An 18,493-nucleotide genomic window follows, 5' to 3' on the forward strand; every position below is an offset into this window, starting at 1 on the left:
CCACGTACCTCGTCGGTTCAGCGCAGACGCAGCTGCCAAGCGCGGTGGATACGGTTGTTTCGGGCGAAGTCCGGGTCCAGGGTCTGGGCGCTGATCTCTTCCACCACGTACCGCGTCGCCAGGTGCTCGTCGAGCTGGAACTTGCGGAAGTTGTTGGAGAAGTACAGCACACCGCCCGGGGCCAGGCGCGCCATGGCCAGGTCGAGCAGCTGCACATGGTCGCGCTGCACGTCGAACACCCCTTCCATGCGCTTGGAATTGGAGAAGGTCGGCGGGTCGATGAAAATCAGGTCGTAGCTGTCCTGGGCATTCTCCAGCCAGGCCATGACATCACCCTGCTCCAGGCGGTTGCGCTCGGAGAAACCGTTGAGCGACAGGTTGCGCCGTGCCCAGTCCAGGTAGGTCTTCGACAGGTCCACGCTGGTGGTGCTGCGCGCGCCGCCCTTGGCTGCATGCACGGTGGCCGTAGCGGTGTAGCAGAACAGGTTGAGGAAGCGCTTGCCCGCCGCCTCGCGCTGGATGCGCATGCGCATCGGGCGGTGATCGAGGAACAGCCCGGTGTCCAGGTAGTCGGTGAGGTTGACCAGCAGCTTGACGCCTCCCTCATTGACCTCCTGGAAGCGTCCTTCGGTGGCCTGGCGCTCATATTGGCGGGTGCCGGTCTGGCGTTCCCGGCGCTTGAGCACCACGCGCTGCGGATCGACACCGAGGGCCTGTGGAATCGCGCTCAGCGCATCGAGCAGACGTGCCTGGGCCTTGTCCGGATCGATCGAACGCGGCGCCGCATACTCCTGCACGTGCACCCAGTCGTGATACAGATCGACCGCCAGGGCATACTCGGGCATGTCAGCGTCGTATACACGGTAGCAATCGACCTTCTCGCGGCGAGCCCATTTGCCCAGTTGCTTGAAGTTCTTCTGCAGGCGGTTGGCGAACATCTGCGCGCCTTCCGACAGGCGCGCCGGCTCACTGGCCACCGGGGCCTGACGACGAGGCTCGCCCTCAGTCGCCTCGGCCTGGACCGAACGACGATCACCGGTGACGAACTGGTCGGGCTGGACCTTGAACAGCAACAGCTTGCACGGCAACGCGCCGTTCCAGAAAGCATACTGCTTGTGGCTGCGGATACCCATGCGCTTGCCCAGCTCCGGCGCACCGGTGAACACCGCCGCCTCCCAGCCCATGCAGGCCTGGCGCAGGCGCTCGCCGAGGTTCTGATAGAGGTACAGCAGGCTGGCTTCGTCGCCCAGGCGCTCGCCGTACGGCGGGTTGCTGATCACCAGGCCTTTCTGGTTCTGGTCCGGACGCGGTTCGAAGCTGGCCACCTCGCCCTGGTAGATTTTCACCCAGTCGCCGAGGCCCGCGCGCTCGACGTTGTTGCGCCCGGGCTGGATCAGTCGTGGGTCGGCCTCATAGCCGCGGATCCACAGCGGTGGCTTGGCCAGGCCGGCCTGGGCACGGGCCTGGGCCTCATCGTGTACCTTGCGCCACAGCGCCGGCACATGGCCGAGCCAGGCGCTGAACCCCCAGCGCTCGCGCTTGAGGTTGGGGGCGATATCGGCGGCGATCATTGCCGCCTCGACCAGGAAGGTGCCCACGCCGCACATCGGGTCGGCCAAGGCGCCGCCCTCGGCCGCGATGCGTGGCCAGCCGGCGCGGATCAGCACCGCCGCCGCCAGGTTTTCCTTCAGGGGCGCAGCGCCCTGCTGCAGACGATAGCCACGTTGATGCAGGCTGTGGCCGGACAGGTCGAGGGACAGAATCGCCTCGCCGCGGTCCAGGCGCAGGTGTACGCGCACATCCGGGTCGACCTTCTCTACCGACGGGCGCAGGCCTTCGCGGTTGCGCAGCTTGTCGACGATCGCATCCTTGACCTTGAGGGCGCCGAAATGGGTGTTGTCGATGCCCGAGCCATGGCCGCTGAATTCCACCGCCAAGGTGCCATCGGCCGCCAGATGGTCGGCCCAGTCGACGGCGTGTACGCCGTCGTACAGGTCGTCGGCGTTTTTCATCGAGAAGCGCTTGAGCACCAGCAACACGCGGTTGGCCAGGCGCGACCAGAGGCATAGGCGGTAGGCGGTTTCCATGTCGGCATCGCCGCGAATGGCCGAGGTGTGCTCACGCACCTCATTCAACCCCAGTTGGCGGGCCTCCTCGGCGAGCAGGCCTTCAAGACCCTTGGGGCAGGTAAGGTAAAGTTCGAAACGGTCCGACATGTGCAATCCAGAGCCTTTGGCTAGGTAAATGGCAAGCCGACGCATCGGCTGCCGCTGTTTGCCCGCACGCCTTTCCAGCAGGCGTCCGGGTGGCCCGGCGAAACGCTCGCCAAGCCTGGCCGCCCGGTCGATCACTCCTTTGCCGGGTGGCGCAAGAAGCTTTGATCGTCGGGCAGTATGAAAATTGCGTGGACGTGGGGCTCAGATGTGACCCTTCGTCGCATTACCAAATATTACTGTGATCATCCAGCAACGCTGGCCAATTGACGTCAAGGTTGACTAAACCCTGATCATAGCGGGCTCAACGACAAACAAGGTTGAGTCGCATTTATTTACTTATCCCCTCACCCTCGGAAAGGTTACGTCCTTATGACAAATCGATCATTCACACTGTGACTCGCATTCGTTAGAACTGATCTCAGGCCGCACCGCAACGGGGCGGCACTTCCAGCCCGCGACGCCGGCAGCGGGCGCACACCGGCAGAACGATTCTGCCCGGCCTCGGAGAGGCCGACGGGACATTACAGTCAACAAGTGAGGGCAACACCCTATGAGAAGACTTAAGCGTGATCCGTTGGAAAGAGCATATTCACGTGGCTACCAGTATGGGGTCACCGGCAAATCCCGCGAACTTTGCCCCTTCAATCTACCCTCTGTACGCCAAGCCTGGATCAACGGCTGGCGCGAAGGTCGCGGCGACAACTGGGATGGCATGACCGGCACCGCTGGCATTCATAGACTCAACGAAAATCACGCCGTTGGCTGAACGAGGACGCTGAATTCGAGTCACCATGCGCGCCCTATCCGGGCGGCGGGCTGCGGCCCAGGGGCCCCTTTGAAGGGGCCCTTTTTTATGCCCTTGTCCTGCATCAATGCGCGAAATGTCCCTCGAAACTACCTTGGCATCGCGGCGATGGCATCCACCGCTTCGCGGATCAGCGCCGGGCCTTTATAGATGAAGCCCGAATAGATCTGCACCAGGCTCGCCCCTGCGGCAATCTTCTCAGCCGCATGGCGCCCCTCGGTGATCCCGCCCGCAGCGATAATCGGCAGCTTGCCGCCCAGCTCACCAGCGAGCACCTTCACCGTGTGGGTACTCTTCTCCAGCACCGGCGCACCCGACAAGCCGCCGGCCTCGCCGCCATACGGCAGGCCTTCGACACCCTCGCGCCCCAGGGTGGTATTGGTGGCGATTACCGCATCCATCCCCGATTCGACCAGCGCCGCAGCCACCAGGGCGGTCTCCTCGTCACTCATGTCCGGCGCGATCTTGATCGCCAGCGGTACGCGCTTGCCGTTCGCCTGTGCCAGTTTCTCACGGCGCTCGGCCAGGGCATCGAGCAGTTGCTTGAGCGAGTCGCCGAACTGCAATGAACGCAGGCCCGGGGTATTCGGCGAGCTGACGTTGACGGTGATATAGCTGGCGTCGTTGTAGACCTTCTCCAGGCAGATCAGGTAGTCGTCCTGGGCCCGCTCGACCGGGGTGTCGAAGTTCTTGCCGATGTTGATGCCCAGCACACCGGTGTACTTCGCGGCACGTACCCGCGCCAGCAGGTTATCGACGCCCAGGTTGTTGAAGCCCATGCGATTTATGATGGCGGTGGCCTCCGGCAGGCGGAACAGCCGTGGCTTGGGGTTGCCCGGCTGCGGACGCGGCGTCACGGTGCCGATCTCGACGAAGCCGAAGCCCAGCTGGGCAAAGCCGTCGATGGCCGCGCCGTTCTTGTCCAGGCCGGCGGCCAGGCCAACCGGGTTGGCGAAGTTCAAGCCCATCACCGTTACCGGCAACGCCGCCGGCTGCTTGCACAGCAGGCCGTTGAGCCCAAGGCGGCCACCGGCGCCGATCAGGTCCAGCGAGAGGTCGTGGGAGGTTTCCGGGGAGAGCTTGAACAGCAGCTGGCGGGCCAGGGTATACATGGGCGGGCGGACTCGCGGTGTGTGAGGGGGCGATTATAGCCAGCGCGCCGCCGGGGCGACAGGGCCATGGCACATGGGTTGCTAAGTCTGTTGCATGCAGCCATCCGCGATCGCCCGAGGATTTTCGTGAACACAGCCCTCCCGACAACGCCCCTGGCCTGGGTCAACGGCAGCGACGCGCCGGAAAAGCCCAGCCTGGACATCGGCTTCATGGCCCTGACCGACTGCGCCTCGGTGGTGGTCGCTGCCACCCAGGGCTTCGCCCAGCAGTTCGGCCTGACCCTCAACCTGCGCCGCCAAGCCTCCTGGGCCGGGCTGCGCGACAGGCTGGTCAGTGGCGAGCTGGACGCCGCCCACTGCCTCTATGGCCTGGTGTACGCAGTACACCTGGGCATCGGCGGCGCACCTGCCAGCCCTTTGGCCGTGCTCATGGGCCTGAACCAGAACGCCCAGGCCATCAACCTCTCCCCTGCACTGCAACGCAAAGGCGTGACCAGCCCCGAGGCACTGGCGCGGCTCGTGCACCAGCAGGGTGCGCGATTGACCTTCGCCCAGACCTTTCCCACCGGCACCCATGCCCTTTGGCTGTACTATTGGCTCGCCAGCCAGGGCATCCACCCGCTGCACGACGTCACCAGCGTGGTAGTGCCGCCGGCGCAGATGGCCGCCCACCTGCAGGCCGGGCGCATCGACGGCTTCTGTGTCGGCGAACCCTGGTCAGCAGATGCCCTCGCCAGGGGACAGGGCTTCACCCTGGCCACCAGCCAGTCGATCTGGCCCGATCATCCGGAAAAAGTCCTGGCCAGTGCCCACGGCTTCGTCGAACAGTACCCCAACAGCGCCCGGGCACTGATCAAGTCGGTACTCGCCGCCGCGCGCTTCATCGAGCAGAGTCAGGAGAACCGTCGTGGTACCGCGCAACTGCTCAGTGGTAGCGCCTACCTGGACACCCCGGTCGGCAGCATCGAGCCGCGCCTGCTCGGCGACTACCAGGACGGCCTGGGCCATCGCTGGCACGACCCTCACGGCCTGCGCCTGTTCGACCAGGGTCGGACCAACCTGCCGTACCTGTCCGACGGCATGTGGTTCATGACCCAGTTCCGCCGCTGGGGCCTGCTGCATGACGACCCGGACTACCTGGCAGTCGCCAGCCAGGTGCAGCAGTTGGCGCTGTACCGCGAGGCTGCCACGGCGCTGGGCGTACCCTGCGCCGACCCGCCCATGCGCAGCAGCCTGCTGATCGACGGCAGCCGCTGGGACGGCAGCGACCCCCATGGTTATGCGCGCAGCTTCCACTTGCACGCCCTGGACGCGGCGCCCGACGCCCGCGTCCGCCGCTGAGGACACGGGCATGTTGCGCATCCTGCTGATCGACGACACGGAAAAAAAGGTCGGCCGCCTCAAGGCTGCCCTGATCGAGGCCGGCTTCGAAGTCATCGAGGCCGGCAGCCTGAGCATCGACCTGCCCGCCTGTGTCGAAACAGTGCACCCGGACGTGGTGCTGATCGATACCGAGTCACCGGGCCGTGACGTGATGGAGCAGGTGGTGCTGGTCAGCCGCGACCGCCCGCGCCCTATCGTGCTGTTCACCGACGAGCATGACCCCGGCGTGATGCGCCAGGCGATACAGGCCGGGGTCAGCGCCTACATCGTCGAGGGCATCCAGGCCACGCGCCTGCAACCAATCCTCGACGTGGCCATGGCCCGCTTCGAAAGCGATCAAGCGCTCAAGGCCCAACTGCTGGCCCGCGACCAGCAGTTGGCCGAGCGCAAGCGCATCGAGCAGGCCAAGGGCTTGCTGATGAAGATGAAGGACTGCAACGAGGAACACGCCTACACCCTGATGCGCCGCCAGGCCATGAGCCGTCAGCAGAAGCTGATCCAGGTGGCGGAACAGATCATCGCGATGTCGGAGATACTGGGCTGACGCCAGCAGACTTGGCCCGGCTCTTGCTGAAATCGCCCCGGTAGCCAACGGCGGTTGCCCCCATACCCCCGACAAAGACGTCGCTCGCCCTTCCACGGCCGTGGACCGGGCAGCGGCGTCTTTTCGTTTCCGCGCCCAACGAGGTGTTCGATGAATACGAGCTTCTGGAAATCCGGGCATGTGCCCACGCTGTTCGCCGCCTTCCTGTATTTCGACCTGAGCTTCATGGTCTGGTACCTGCTCGGCCCCCTGGCGGTGCAGATCGCCGCCGACCTGCAGCTTAGCGCCCAGCAACGGGGGCTGATGGTGGCCACGCCGATCTTGGCCGGCGCGGTGCTGCGCTTTGCCATGGGGCTACTGGTCGATCGCCTGTCGCCCAAGACCGCCGGGCTGATCGGCCAGGTCATCGTGATCGTCGCCTTGGCCTGCGCCTGGCACCTGGGCGTTCACAGCTACGAGCAGGCGTTGCTGCTGGGCGTGTTCCTCGGCTTTGCCGGGGCCTCGTTCGCCGTATCCCTGCCGCTGGCCTCGCAATGGTATCCGCCCCAGCACCAGGGCAAGGCCATGGGCATCGCCGGCGCCGGCAACTCCGGCACGGTGTTCGCCGCGCTGCTGGCCCCGGCGCTGGCGGCGGGCTTCGGCTGGAACAATGTGTTCGGCTTCGCCCTGCTGCCCTTGCTGCTGACCCTCGTCCTGTTCGCCCTGCTGGCGCGCAATGCACCGCAACGTCCAAGGCCCAAGGCAATGGCCGACTACCTCAAGGCATTGGGTGATCGCGACAGTTGGTGGTTCATGTTCTTCTACAGCGTGACCTTCGGCGGCTTCATCGGCCTGGCCAGCACCCTGCCCGGCTACTTCAGCGACCAGTACGGCCTGAGCCCAGTGACCGCGGGCTATTACACCGCCGCTTGCGTGTTCGCCGGCAGCCTGATGCGCCCCCTCGGCGGTGCCCTGGCCGACCGCTTCGGCGGAATTCGCACCCTGCTGGCAATGTACGGCGTGGCCACCGTGTGTATCGCCGCAGTGGGCTTCAACCTGCCCAGCGCTGCGGCGGCCCTGGCCCTGTTCGTCAGTACCATGCTCGGGCTGGGCGCCGCCAACGGCGCGGTGTTCCAACTGGTACCACAGCGCTTCCGTCAGGAGATCGGCGTAATGACCGGGCTGATCGGCATGGCTGGCGGCATCGGCGGTTTCCTGCTTGCCGCAGGCCTGGGCACCATCAAGCAGCATACCGGCGACTACCAGCTCGGCCTGTGGCTGTTCGCCAGCCTCGGCCTGCTGGCCTGGGTCGGCCTGCATGGTGTCAAGCAACGCTGGCGCACCACCTGGGGCTCGGCGGCGATCACCGCCGCGCGGGTCTGAGGCCGCGCCATGAGCCTGCAACTGAGCTTCGCCCAGGCCAGCGCCACCGGACCTCGCCCGGAAAACCAGGACGCCCTGCGCCTGGTGACCCCCGCGCCGGAGCTGGCCGCCAGCAAAGGTTACTTGTGCGCACTGGCCGACGGCGTCAGCCAGTGCGCCGATGGTGGCCTGGCGGCGCGCTCCAGCCTGCAGGCCCTGGCCTTGGACTACTACGCCACGCCCGCCACCTGGGCCGTGACGCAGGCGCTGGAGCGCCTGCTCACGGCGCAGAACCGCTGGTTGCGTGCCCAAGGCAATGGCCAGCCACTGCTGACCACCCTCAGCGCCCTGGTGCTGCGCGGGCGGCGATTCACCCTGGCCCATGTCGGCGATTGCCGGGTGTATCGCTGGCAAGCCGACCAGCTGCACTGCCTGAGCCAAGACCATGTCTGGGACCAGCCTGGCATGCAGCACGTGCTCAAGCGCGCGCTGGGGCTGGACCAGCAACTGCTGGTGGACTACCTGGAAGGCGACCTGTGCGAAGGCGAGTGCTTCGTGCTGCTCAGCGACGGCGTGTGGGCCAGCCTGGGCGATGCGCACATCCGCGCGATCCTGCGCGAACAACCCGACCTGCAGATGGCCGCCGAAACCCTGGTTGCCAGTGCCCACCATTGCGGCAGCCAGGACAACGCCAGCGCCTTGATGGTGCGAGTAGATCAGCTGGGCGCCAGCAATCTGGGCGACACGCTGGCGCAACTCCAGCACTGGCCGCTGCCAGGTGCGTTGCGTGACGGCCAGTCGATCGATGGCTGGCAAGTCGACAGCCTGCTGGCCCAGAGTCGGCAATCGCTGCTGTACCGGGTCCGCGACCCGCACGGCCAACCCTGGCTGCTCAAGACCCTGCCGCAGTCACGCGACCAGGAGCCCGGGGCCGCCCAGGCGCTGCTGCTGGAAGAGTGGTTCCTACGCCGTGTCGCCGGCCGTCACTTCCCTGAGGTGCACCCGGCCAGTCAACGCCAGCACCTGTACTACCTGATGCGCGATTACCCCGGCACGCCCCTCAGCGGACAGCCCCCGCTGCCGCTGGCGCAATGGCTGGAGGTCGCCCGCCAGCTGCTGCAAGCCGTCGGCGTGCTGCATCGGCGCAACCTGCTGCACCGCGACATCAAGCCGGAGAACCTGCACTACGGCAGCGATGGCCAGTTGCGCCTGCTGGACTTTGGGCTGGCGTACTGCCCTGGGCTTTGCGAAGACCCGCCCCATGCCTTGCCGGGCACACCCTCGTTTCTCGCCCCGGAAGCCTTCGACGGCCAGCCCCCCGCGCCGCGCCAGGACCTGTATGCCGTGGGCGTGACGCTTTACCACCTGCTCACCGGCCATTACCCCTACGGCGAGGTCGAGGCGTTCCAGCGGCCGCGTTTCGGTACGCCAGTGAACCCGGCGCGTTATCGGCCGGATCTACCGGAATGGTTGCAGCGTAACCTGTTGCAGGCGGTGGCCGCCGACCCCGCGCAGCGGTTCGAGACCGCAGAGCAGTGGTTGCTGTTGCTGGAGCGGGGAGATCGCCAGGAGCTGACCGAGCGGCCACGGCCGCTGCTGGAGCGCGAGCCGTTGAAGGTATGGCGAACGATTGGGTTGGTGTCACTGCTGTTGAACATGGTGTTGTTGCTGGTGCTGCTCAAGCCCTGAGCGCATTCGCAAGAAATCGCAGGCAAAGAAAAACCCGGCCAAGGCCGGGTTTTTCGTGAAGCGTCAAACCAATTACTTGGCCTGGGCTTCTACCTGGGCTTCTACGCGACGGTTGACGGCGCGACCAGCTTCGGTGGCGTTGTCGGCGACCGGACGGGTCTCACCGTAGCCAACCGAGTCAACACGGCTCGATTCGATGCCGTACTGCTGGGTCAGGACTTGCTTGACAGCGTTGGCACGACGCTCGGACAGCTTCTGGTTGTAAGCGTCTGGGCCGACGGAGTCAGTGTGACCTTCCACGGTGGTGGTGGTCTGTGGGTACTGCTTCATGAAGTCAGCCAGGTTCTTGATGTCGCCGTAGCTGTTTGGCTTGACGACCGACTTGTCGAAGTCGAACTTGACGTCCAGTTCAACGCGAACGACTTCGGCAACAGCCGGGCAGCCATCAGCGTCAACGGTAACGTTGGCTGGGGTGTCAGGGCACTTGTCGACGTTGTCGCAGACGCCATCGTTGTCGCTGTCGGAGCAGACTTCGGCGACCGGAGCCGGCGCAGGAGCGGCTTTCTGGCCACCGCTACCACCGAAGTTCAGACCCAGACCGACGGTCGGGCCCCACTCGGTGTTGCCGTTGTCGATGTTGTACATGGCTTCGACGCCGGCACGGGCGAAGAACATGTCGGTGATGTACCACTTGGCGCCAGCGCCAACGTTGGCGAAGGTGGAGTGGTCACGGCCGTTACGAGTGGCCTGGCCCAGGCTCTCGTGAGCGAAACCAGCGGAAACGTACGGACGCAGGGCGTCACCGACGGTACCGAAGTGGTAGGTGGCGTCCAGCTTGGTCTTGGAGCCTTTGATGTCTTTGTTGAAGACTTCGCCACGCGCGTTGTGGGTCTCGTTGTAGCCCAGGTCCAGGGAGACGTCGTCGGTCAGGAAGTAACCGAGGCGGACACCTGGGTTGGTGCCGTCGTTCTTGAAGTTACGTTCGCTGTCGTAGTACTGCTTGGTGACGTTGCCTTCGATTTCGACAGCGCCTTGGCCTTGAGCCAGAACGCCGAACGAAGTAGCGGCCACGAGCGAGCCAATGGCCAAGCCCAAGGTGTTTTTCAATTTCATCCGTTAAATCCCCATCTGGTGATAGTTAAGCAGTCCCACCACAATCCGGGGGGACAACTCGACGGCAAGTCTAGCAGAACTTGCCGATTGGTTAGAGGTATTTGCTGACAACTAAGTTTCAGCCAGGCCTGCAAATTTCTCTCTAAGCTTGTCGAGCGCACGCTTGTAGCGCATCTTCGTGGCGCTCAGGCCCATGTGCATGATGTCCGCGATCTCCTGGAATTCCAGCTCTGCGACAAATCGCAGCACCAGGATTTCCCGGTCGATCGGGTTCACATGCACCAGCCATCTGTCCAGCCCGCCTTTTTCCTCCGGCTTCGGTGCCTTGTCCTCGGACGCCTCTTCGACAGGGTCCAGACTCAGGGCATCCATCAGCCGGCGCTTGCGACGCTCCTTGCGGTACTGGGTGATGCATTCGTTGTAGGTGATGCTGTAGAGCCAGGTCTTGAACTTGGACTTGCCCTCGAAGTTCTTCAACCCGTAGAGCACCTTGAGCATCACCTCCTGACAGACATCGTCGGCATCCCGATCGTTCCCCAGGTAGCGCGCGCAGACGTTGAACAGCGTGCGCTGGTAGCGGCGCATCAGCTCCTCGTAGGCGCGGGTGACGTGAAACAGCTCCTCATGCGATCGCGCCACCAACTCCTCGTCGGTGAGCTCGCGGGGGTCATAGCGCATGGGCGGCGAATGAACTTTATTCAAAACGGATCTGGCCGACAGTCAGGTCAATGTCGCCGCTCGGCCCCTGGGCCGATTTTTGCGGCGGCATACATTAACAGCTTTTGCGCGGTTAGCGGCTATTCACGCGCTGCTCGAGCAGCTCGCGATTAGACAGCGACACCAGTTCGCCCTCATCGGTCAGCAGGGTCGTCTTGACCGTGCCGATCTCCTCGATGTGGCCTTCGACCTCGCCAATGCGCACCTGCTGGCCGACCTGGTACAGCTCGCGCACATAGATGCCGGCCAGGATCTGCCCGGCGATTTCCCGGCTGCCCAGCCCCATCGCCAATGCAATTGCCAGACCAACGGTAATCAAGCCAATGACGATCACGTGGTTCAGCAGGTCGGTCTTGACCTCGAGCTGGCTGATGGCCACCGAGATGCTGATGATGATCACCAGGCCCTGGGCGATGCGCCCGACGCCGGCGGCGTATTCCAGGCCAATGCCCTCGGCGGCACCGCGCACCAGGCCGTTGACCAGTTGCGCCAGAAGCACGCCGGCCAGCAGCACCAGGGCCGCGCCAAACACCTTGGGCAGGTACAGGGCGAGCATGTCGAGGGTCGCCGAGACCCGCTCGAGCCCCAGGGATTCGGCGGCCGAGACCAGGAAGATCAGCAGCACGAACCAGTAGACGATCTTGCCGATCAGGGTCGAGATCGGCACCTGGATGCCGACCCGGGCGAGCATCTTGGTCAGCCCGGTGCCGCTCATCAGGCGATCCAGGCCGAACTTGGCCAGCACCTTGGACAGCAGGGTGTCGAGCAGCTTGGCCACGACGAAACCAAGCAGCACCACCACCAGCGCGCCGAACAGGTTGGGGATGAAGTTCGCCACTTTGGTCCAAAGGGCAGTCATCGCGGTGACCAAGCTCTGGGTCCAGAGATCGAGTTCCATATTCAATCGGCCTTATCTGCGTTGCTGCCGGTGGCAGGTTTGCGGGTAGAGTTGCGACGGACCGGCGCGACGTGCGCCGAACCATTGTTCACGGCGATCAGCAGCGCCTGGCTCCAGCGGCCAAGCAGGCTGAACAGATCGCCCGCGCCGACCTGGCGGTTGGCGGTCTTGAGCACGCGACCCAGGCAGGCGGCGTCGTCGCGGTCCTGGCCGGACGGCGACGCCTTGAGCAGGTCGCGCAGGGATTCTTCAAACGGATCGTGCATGGGCACCTCGCGCAATGTCAGTCAAAGACGAGGGCTGGTGACGACGGGTCACACCTGCCACTGGGACGAATGTTTCAAATTGCCTCCGCTGGCCACTACTCAGGGACCGCTGCGCGCCCCATCGCGACACAAGGCCGCTCCCACAGGCAAACGCGATCCCTGTAGGAGCGGCCTTGTGTCGCGATGGGCTGCGCAGCGGCCCCTTCGATGTCAAACCCACCGCAACCGCCGAAACATCCACCACTGCCCTGCCGCCAGCCCCAGCACGACGATGCAGGCGAACAGGAAGCCGTAGGGGTTTTCCGCCCCCGGAATTCCGCCGACATTGATGCCAAGCAGCCCGGTAACGAAGCTCATGGGCAGGAATATGCAGGTGATGATGCCGAACCGGTACATGGTCCGGTTCATCCGCTCGCTGCGCCGCCGGTCCTCGCTTTCCAGCACCAGCGCGGCGCGCTCGCGGGCCAGCTCGAGCTCTTCGAGGTAGCGGATCAGGCTGTTGTTCAGCTCGTTCCAGTAGTCCCCATCGGCATCGGCGAACCAGCTGTATTTATTGCGCGACAGCTGGGCATAGATGTCGCGCTGGGGGGCGAGGAAACGCCGCAGGCCGGCGGCGCGGCGACGGATCTGCTGCAGGCTGCCCTGGGCCGGAGAATACCGTTCGTCGGATTCTGCCTTTTCTTCTTCCAGATCGACCGCTTCTGACAGGTCACTGACCAGCGCCTGGACCTTTTCGGTCAACAGCTCGCCCATCAGCAACAGCAGTTCGGAGGCAGTCTTCGGCCCCCTGCCCTCGTCCAGTTGCTGCAAGACCTCGTCACTCGCCCGCAGGGGCCGCAGACGCAGGGAAATGACCCGCCGCGCCTCGGCGAAGATGCGCACCGAGACCATGTCCTCGGGCTCGGCGCCCGGGTTGAGGTTGACCCCGCGCAGGAACAGCAGCATCTGCTCGTCGGCCAGCGGCAGCAGGCGTGGGCGGGTGTTTTCCTCCAGCAGCAGCTCGCAGGCGAACTCGCTGAGGCCACTGTCGTGGAGCAACCAGGTGCGGGTCTGCGGGTGACTGCGATCCCAGTGCAGCCACAGGCTCTCCTGGGGCTGCAGCTGCAGGTCGTCCAGCTCGGTGCGGGCGATCGAGCGCGCGCCACCCTTGCCATCGAGCACCAGGGCATGCACCAGGCCCCACTGCGCGTTGTCTTCCTCGAACATCAAAGCTCCATCGGTGTACGGCGCGTCACTCGGGCATCTTCAGCGGGCTTGGCGAGACCAGCACGCCGTTGTTGTCGGCATACACGTACTCGCCCGGGCGGAAGGTCACGCCGGCGAAGGTCACCGCGACATTGAGGTCGCCGATGCCGCGCTTGTCGGTCTTCATCGGGTGACTGGCCAGGGCCTGGATGCCGACATCGGTCTGCGCCAGCACGTCCACGTCACGCACGCAGCCGTAGATCAGCAGGCCTTCCCAGCCATTCTTCGCGGCCTTCTCGGCGAGCATGTCGCCCAGCAGCGCGCGGCGCAGCGAGCCGCCGCCGTCGACCACCAGGACCTTGCCCTTGCCGTCGAGTTCGACCTGCTCCTTCACCAGCGAGTTATCCTCGAAGCACTTGATGGTGACGATCTGGCCACCAAACGAGTCGTGGCCGCCGAAGTTGCTGAACATCGGTTCGAGCACCTGAACCAGGTCCGGGTAGGCGTCGCACAGGTCGGGCGTTACGTAATGCTGCATGGGAAACTCCTGTCAGTCACAACGAAAGCGGATGTGGAGCAAGGCTACACCGCAGGAGGCCGGCAGTCATCCGGGACCGAGCAGTCAGTTCGCCTTTACCTGCGAAGATACCGACACGCAATCAATTGGCGGGCACCGGCTCCATCACAACCGTCGAGGCATGCACCGGCACCCGCGGATCCCTCAACCAGCGCTCCACCAGCGGCCACACCTGGGTTTGCGCCGCCTTGCTGACCAGCATGTCGACATGTCCGAAGGCCTCGAAGCCCTCCTCGCGCCCCAGGCGCAGGAACTGCCTGGCGTCACCGCCGAACTGCTCGAACAGCTTGCGACAGGCCCACACCGGGTCCTGGAAGTCGCCGGCCCCGGCCACCGCCAGTAGCGGCACCTCGACCTCGGCCAGGCCCGCCCACCAGTCCTTGTCCTTGTCGCCGAAGCGGCCGAACAGGCCATTCCAGCGCAGGCTCTCCAAGGCCAAACCGATAGGTTCGTCCTCAGGGCCACGCTTGAGGCGCGAGCCCGAGATCTGCGCGAAGCGCTTGAGCAACACCCGCGCGCCCCACTCCACCGGCGGCACTTTCAGCGGCCAGTAGACCCGGCTGACCTGGGTGCCGAACAGCGCCGCACTGGCCACCAGCGCGGTATCCAGGCAACCGCTGCCCAGGGCCGCCGCCAGGGTGGTGCCACCCAGCGAGTGGCCGACCCAGTGCGGCGCCTGCCCGGCCTGCTCACGAACGAAAGCGCCGATTACCGGCAGGTCGTAGCGGGCATAGTCGGCCACGCGGTTCTGCCGCCAGTCGCGGTTGCGCGGCGACAGGCCATGGCCGCGCATCTCCGGGATCCACACATCGAACCCGGCGCGGGCCAGGTAGGCGCCCAGGCCGACGCCCTTGGGCGAGTACCAGAAGCGCCGGTTGGAGAAACTGCCGTGCAGGAGGATGACCGGCACGCCCTGGGCGCGATCCTGGTCGGCCAGGCCCAGGCGGGTGACGGCCAGCTCGACGCTCGGGTCGGGGCTGTTGCCGGCCTTGATCCGATAGACATCTTCGCTGAGGTCGCCGCGGCGCTCGGCACTGAGCAACGCGACGGGGAATTGGGTGGAGCTGCTTTGCATGGGTTCACGAAAAAACAGGTGACTTGAACGTGGGAGCGGGCTTGCCCCGCGATTGAGCCAGACCTGCAGACACTGCTGTCCCATCTGGCGCTATCGCGGGGCAAGCCCGCTCCCACAGTGTGTTGCCTTCAGCGCATCAGGCCGCGCCCTGGCCCTCGGCCAGGAAGAACCAGGTCTCGAGCACCGAGTCCGGGTTCAGCGACACGCTCTCGATGCCCTGCTCCATCAGCCACTTGGCCAGGTCCGGGTGGTCCGACGGGCCCTGGCCGCAGATGCCGATGTACTTGCCGGCCTTGTTGCACGCGGCGATGGCATTGGCCAGCAGCTTCTTCACGGCCGGGTTACGTTCATCGAACAGGTGGGCAATGATGCCAGAGTCGCGGTCCAGGCCCAGGGTCAGCTGGGTCAGGTCGTTGGAGCCGATGGAGAAGCCGTCGAAGTACTCGAGGAACTCTTCGGCAAGGATGGCATTGGACGGCAGCTCGCACATCATGATCACGCGCAGGCCGTTGTCACCGCGGGCCAGGCCATTCTCGGCGAGCAGGTCGACAACCTGGCTGGCTTCGCCCAGGGTACGCACGAATGGCACCATGATCTCGACGTTGGTCAGGCCCATCTCGTTGCGCACCCGCTTCAGCGCACGGCACTCGAGCTCGAAGCAGTCACGGAACGACTCGCTGATGTAGCGCGAGGCACCGCGGAAGCCCAGCATCGGGTTCTCTTCTTCCGGCTCGTAGAGCTTGCCGCCGATCAGGTTGGCGTACTCGTTGGACTTGAAGTCCGAAAGGCGCACGATGACCTTTTTCGGGTAGAAGGCCGCAGCCAGGGTGCTGATGCCCTCGACCAGCTTCTCGACATAGAAGCCGACCGGGTCGTCGTAGCCGGCGATGCGCTTGTCGACGCTTTCCTTCAGTTCCGGCGGCAAGCCGGCGTAGTTGAGCAGCGCCTTGGGGTGCACGCCGATCATGCGGTTGATGATGAACTCCAGGCGCGCCAGGCCGACACCGGCGTTGGGCAACTGGGCGAAGTCGAAGGCGCGGTCCGGGTTGCCGACGTTCATCATGATCTTGAACGGTAGCTCCGGCATGGCATCGACCGAGTTCTGCTTGACGTCGAAGCCCAGCTCACCTTCGAAGATGAAGCCGGTATCGCCTTCGGCGCAGGATACAGTGACGCCCTGACCGTCTTTCAGGACCTGGGTGGCGTTGCCGCAGCCGACGACAGCCGGGATGCCCAGTTCACGGGCGATGATCGCCGCGTGGCAGGTACGCCCGCCGCGGTTGGTGACGATGGCGCTGGCGCGCTTCATCACCGGCTCCCAGTCCGGGTCGGTCATGTCCGAGACCAGTACGTCGCCCGGCTGGACCTTGTCCATTTCCGAGACATCGTTGATCACGCGGACCTTGCCGGCGCCGATGCGCTGGCCGATGGCGCGGCCCTCGACCAGCACGGTGCCTTTCTCTTTCAGCAGGTAGCGTTCCATGACATTGGCGCTGGAGCGGCTCTTCACGGTCTCAGGGCGGGCCTGGACGATGTACAGCTTGCCGTCGTCACCGTCCTTGGCCCATTCGATGTCCATCGGGCGCTGGTAGTGCTGCTCGATGATCATCGCCTGCTTGGCCAGCTCGTTTACCTCGGCGTCGCTCAGGCAGAAGCGCGCGCGCTCGGCACGCTCGACCTCGACGGTCTTGACCGAACGACCGGCCTTGGCCTCGTCGCCGTAGACCATCTTGATCGCCTTGCTGCCCAGGTTGCGGCGCAGGATCGCTGGGCGGCCGGCCTGCAGGGTTTGCTTGTGCACGTAGAATTCGTCAGGGTTGACCGCGCCCTGCACCACGGTTTCGCCCAGGCCGTAGGCGCCGGTGATGAACACCACGTCGCGAAAGCCCGACTCGGTGTCGAGGGTGAACATCACACCGGCGGTGCCGGTCTCGGAGCGGACCATGCGCTGCACGCCGGCGGACAGGGCCACCAGCTTGTGGTCGAAGCCCTGGTGCACGCGGTAGGAAATGGCGCGGTCGTTGAACAGCGACGCGAACACTTCCTTGGCCGCGCGGATCACGTTGTCGACGCCACGAATGTTGAGGAAGGTCTCCTGCTGGCCGGCAAAGGAGGCATCCGGCAGGTCTTCGGCGGTGGCCGAGGAACGCACGGCCACCGCCATGTTTTCATTGCCGCCGGCCATCTCGGCGAAGGCCGTACGGATTTCCGAATCCAGACGCGCCGGGAAATCGGCTTCCATCACCCACTGGCGGATCTGCGCGCCGGTCTTGGCCAGGGCGTTGACGTCATCGACGTCCAGCGCATCGAGCGCCGCGTGGATGCGGTCGTTGAGGCCACTTTGTTCGAGAAAATCGCGGTACGCCTGAGCCGTAGTGGCAAAGCCGCCCGGCACCGAGACACCGGCACCTGCGAGGTTACTGATCATCTCGCCCAGGGATGCGTTCTTGCCCCCCACATGCTCCACATCATGGACGCCGAGCTTATCGAGGGAAACTACGTACTCTACCAAGGTGATCTCTCCACTAACTGTATTGGAAAAGCTCAAGGGCGCCCGCCTGCCTGACTGACTGGGCCGGACGCTTGTGGCCTGGACCTGGAAAATAAGTGAGAATGCCGAGCAACCGCGTTCGGCAAACCGAACCTATCATATCCAGAAATCTTCGGCAGCTTAAGGCCCCCAGGTGCAAATGAAACGAACCGCGTTCTTCATCTCCGACGGTACCGGCATCACTGCAGAAACGCTGGGCCAGAGCCTGCTCGCACAATTCGAGAGCATTCCGTTCAATAAATTCACACGCCCCTACATCGACACGCTGGACAAGGCCCGGGCCATGGTCCAGCAGATCAACGCCGCGGCCGAGCGCGACGGGGTGCGTCCGATCATTTTCGACACCATCGTCAACCAGGACATCCGCGAGGTCATGGCCACGTCCAATGGCTTCATGATCGACATCTTCTCGACGTTTTTATCCCCGCTCGAGCAGGAATTGACCGCCCATTCGTCGTATTCCGTGGGCAAGTCCCACTCGATCGGCGGCAATTCCAACTACATGGAGCGCATCGAGGCGGTCAACTTTGCCCTCGACAACGACGACGGCGCGCGCACCCACTATTACGACAAGGCCGACCTGATCCTGGTCGGTGTGTCGCGCTGCGGCAAGACCCCGACCTGCCTGTACATGGCCATGCAGTTCGGCATCCGCGCCGCCAACTACCCGCTGACCGAGGACGACATGGAGCGCCTGCAACTGCCGGCGGTGCTGAAGAAGCACCACAGCAAGCTGTTCGGCCTGACCATCGACCCCGACCGCCTGACCGCCATCCGCCACGAGCGCAAGCCCAACAGCCGCTACTCGAGCTTTGCCCAGTGCGAGTTCGAGGTGCGCGAGGTGGAGAACCTGTTCCGTCGGGAGAACATTCCCAACATCAACTCCACGCATTTCTCGGTGGAGGAGATCTCGGCGAAGATTCTGGTGGAGAAAGGCGTGGAGCGCAGGTTCAAATAACACACCGTTCCCACAGAGATTGTGCCAGCAGATATGAAAAAGCCCCGGCATCACTGCCGGGGC

Annotated in this window: 16 protein-coding genes; 6 read left to right on the forward strand and 10 right to left on the reverse strand. The window is 64.6% G+C overall.

Annotation, left to right across the window (positions count from 1 at the left end; all coding sequences use genetic code 11):
• Positions 1 to 17: 17 nt before the first annotated feature.
• Entirely contained in the window at positions 18 to 2,216 is a 2,199-nt protein-coding gene (gene rlmKL, locus AC25M7_RS16555) for a bifunctional 23S rRNA (guanine(2069)-N(7))-methyltransferase RlmK/23S rRNA (guanine(2445)-N(2))-methyltransferase RlmL (RefSeq protein WP_280093583.1), read from the reverse strand.
• Positions 2,217 to 2,766: 550 nt separating this feature from the next.
• Here rlmKL and rmf point away from each other — a divergent pair.
• On the forward strand, positions 2,767 to 2,982 hold the full coding sequence (gene rmf, locus AC25M7_RS16560) for a ribosome modulation factor (protein WP_003248687.1): 216 nt from the start codon (positions 2,767 to 2,769) through the stop codon (positions 2,980 to 2,982).
• 128 nt (positions 2,983 to 3,110) lie between these two features.
• On the opposite strand, the gene AC25M7_RS16565 is transcribed toward rmf, so the two are convergent.
• Positions 3,111 to 4,133 carry a quinone-dependent dihydroorotate dehydrogenase gene (locus AC25M7_RS16565; protein ID WP_028692946.1) on the reverse strand — a complete coding sequence of 341 codons (1,023 nt, stop codon included), beginning with the start codon at positions 4,131 to 4,133 and terminating at the stop codon, positions 3,111 to 3,113.
• Positions 4,134 to 4,199: 66 nt separating this feature from the next.
• On the opposite strand from AC25M7_RS16565, the gene AC25M7_RS16570 reads away from it, so the two are divergent.
• The 4 genes from AC25M7_RS16570 (at position 4,200) to AC25M7_RS16585 (ending at position 9,090) form a co-directional block, all read left to right on the forward strand.
• Entirely contained in the window at positions 4,200 to 5,474 is a 1,275-nt protein-coding gene (locus AC25M7_RS16570) for a CmpA/NrtA family ABC transporter substrate-binding protein (RefSeq protein WP_197866929.1), read from the forward strand.
• Between the two features lie 10 nt (positions 5,475 to 5,484).
• A complete protein-coding gene (locus tag AC25M7_RS16575) occupies positions 5,485 to 6,060 on the forward strand; it encodes an ANTAR domain-containing response regulator (protein ID WP_062359624.1) in 576 nt (191 codons plus the stop codon).
• Positions 6,061 to 6,210: 150 nt separating this feature from the next.
• Positions 6,211 to 7,422 carry a nitrate/nitrite transporter gene (locus tag AC25M7_RS16580; protein ID WP_069017317.1) on the forward strand — a complete coding sequence of 404 codons (1,212 nt, stop codon included), beginning with the start codon at positions 6,211 to 6,213 and terminating at the stop codon, positions 7,420 to 7,422.
• Positions 7,423 to 7,431: 9 nt separating this feature from the next.
• Entirely contained in the window at positions 7,432 to 9,090 is a 1,659-nt protein-coding gene (locus AC25M7_RS16585; RefSeq protein ID WP_486971282.1) for a bifunctional protein-serine/threonine kinase/phosphatase, read from the forward strand.
• A gap of 72 nt (positions 9,091 to 9,162) precedes the next feature.
• Here AC25M7_RS16585 and AC25M7_RS16590 read toward each other — a convergent pair whose 3' ends face one another.
• The 8 genes from AC25M7_RS16590 to ppsA form a co-directional block, all read right to left on the reverse strand.
• Positions 9,163 to 10,203, reverse strand: a complete 1,041-nt coding sequence (locus AC25M7_RS16590) for an OmpA family protein (protein WP_028692941.1) — start codon at positions 10,201 to 10,203, stop codon at positions 9,163 to 9,165.
• A 111-nt stretch (positions 10,204 to 10,314) separates the two neighbouring features.
• Positions 10,315 to 10,881 carry an RNA polymerase sigma factor SigX gene (gene sigX / locus AC25M7_RS16595; protein WP_036986838.1) on the reverse strand — a complete coding sequence of 189 codons (567 nt, stop codon included), beginning with the start codon at positions 10,879 to 10,881 and terminating at the stop codon, positions 10,315 to 10,317.
• 112 nt (positions 10,882 to 10,993) lie between these two features.
• Entirely contained in the window at positions 10,994 to 11,818 is an 825-nt protein-coding gene (locus tag AC25M7_RS16600) for a mechanosensitive ion channel family protein (RefSeq protein ID WP_028692939.1), read from the reverse strand.
• 2 nt (positions 11,819 to 11,820) lie between these two features.
• Entirely contained in the window at positions 11,821 to 12,084 is a 264-nt protein-coding gene (locus AC25M7_RS16605) for a hypothetical protein (protein ID WP_062359630.1), read from the reverse strand.
• Between the two features lie 210 nt (positions 12,085 to 12,294).
• Positions 12,295 to 13,290, reverse strand: coding sequence for a zinc transporter ZntB (locus tag AC25M7_RS16610; protein WP_028692937.1), 996 nt, complete (start codon positions 13,288 to 13,290; stop codon positions 12,295 to 12,297).
• Positions 13,291 to 13,315: 25 nt separating this feature from the next.
• Positions 13,316 to 13,807 (reverse strand): ribonuclease E activity regulator RraA, encoded by a 492-nt coding sequence (gene rraA, locus AC25M7_RS16615; RefSeq protein WP_023630330.1) that lies wholly within the window; start codon positions 13,805 to 13,807, stop codon positions 13,316 to 13,318.
• Between the two features lie 121 nt (positions 13,808 to 13,928).
• Positions 13,929 to 14,921, reverse strand: a complete 993-nt coding sequence (locus AC25M7_RS16620; RefSeq protein ID WP_088852827.1) for an alpha/beta fold hydrolase — start codon at positions 14,919 to 14,921, stop codon at positions 13,929 to 13,931.
• 136 nt (positions 14,922 to 15,057) lie between these two features.
• Positions 15,058 to 17,433 carry a phosphoenolpyruvate synthase gene (gene ppsA / locus AC25M7_RS16625; RefSeq protein ID WP_028692935.1) on the reverse strand — a complete coding sequence of 792 codons (2,376 nt, stop codon included), beginning with the start codon at positions 17,431 to 17,433 and terminating at the stop codon, positions 15,058 to 15,060.
• A gap of 178 nt (positions 17,434 to 17,611) precedes the next feature.
• Here ppsA and ppsR point away from each other — a divergent pair, with 178 nt between their 5' ends.
• Complete coding sequence (gene ppsR, locus AC25M7_RS16630) at positions 17,612 to 18,430, forward strand: posphoenolpyruvate synthetase regulatory kinase/phosphorylase PpsR (RefSeq protein WP_028692934.1); 819 nt, start codon at positions 17,612 to 17,614, stop codon at positions 18,428 to 18,430.
• Positions 18,431 to 18,493: the final 63 nt, after the last annotated feature.

The organism is Pseudomonas sp. P106(2024), assembly GCF_057480815.1.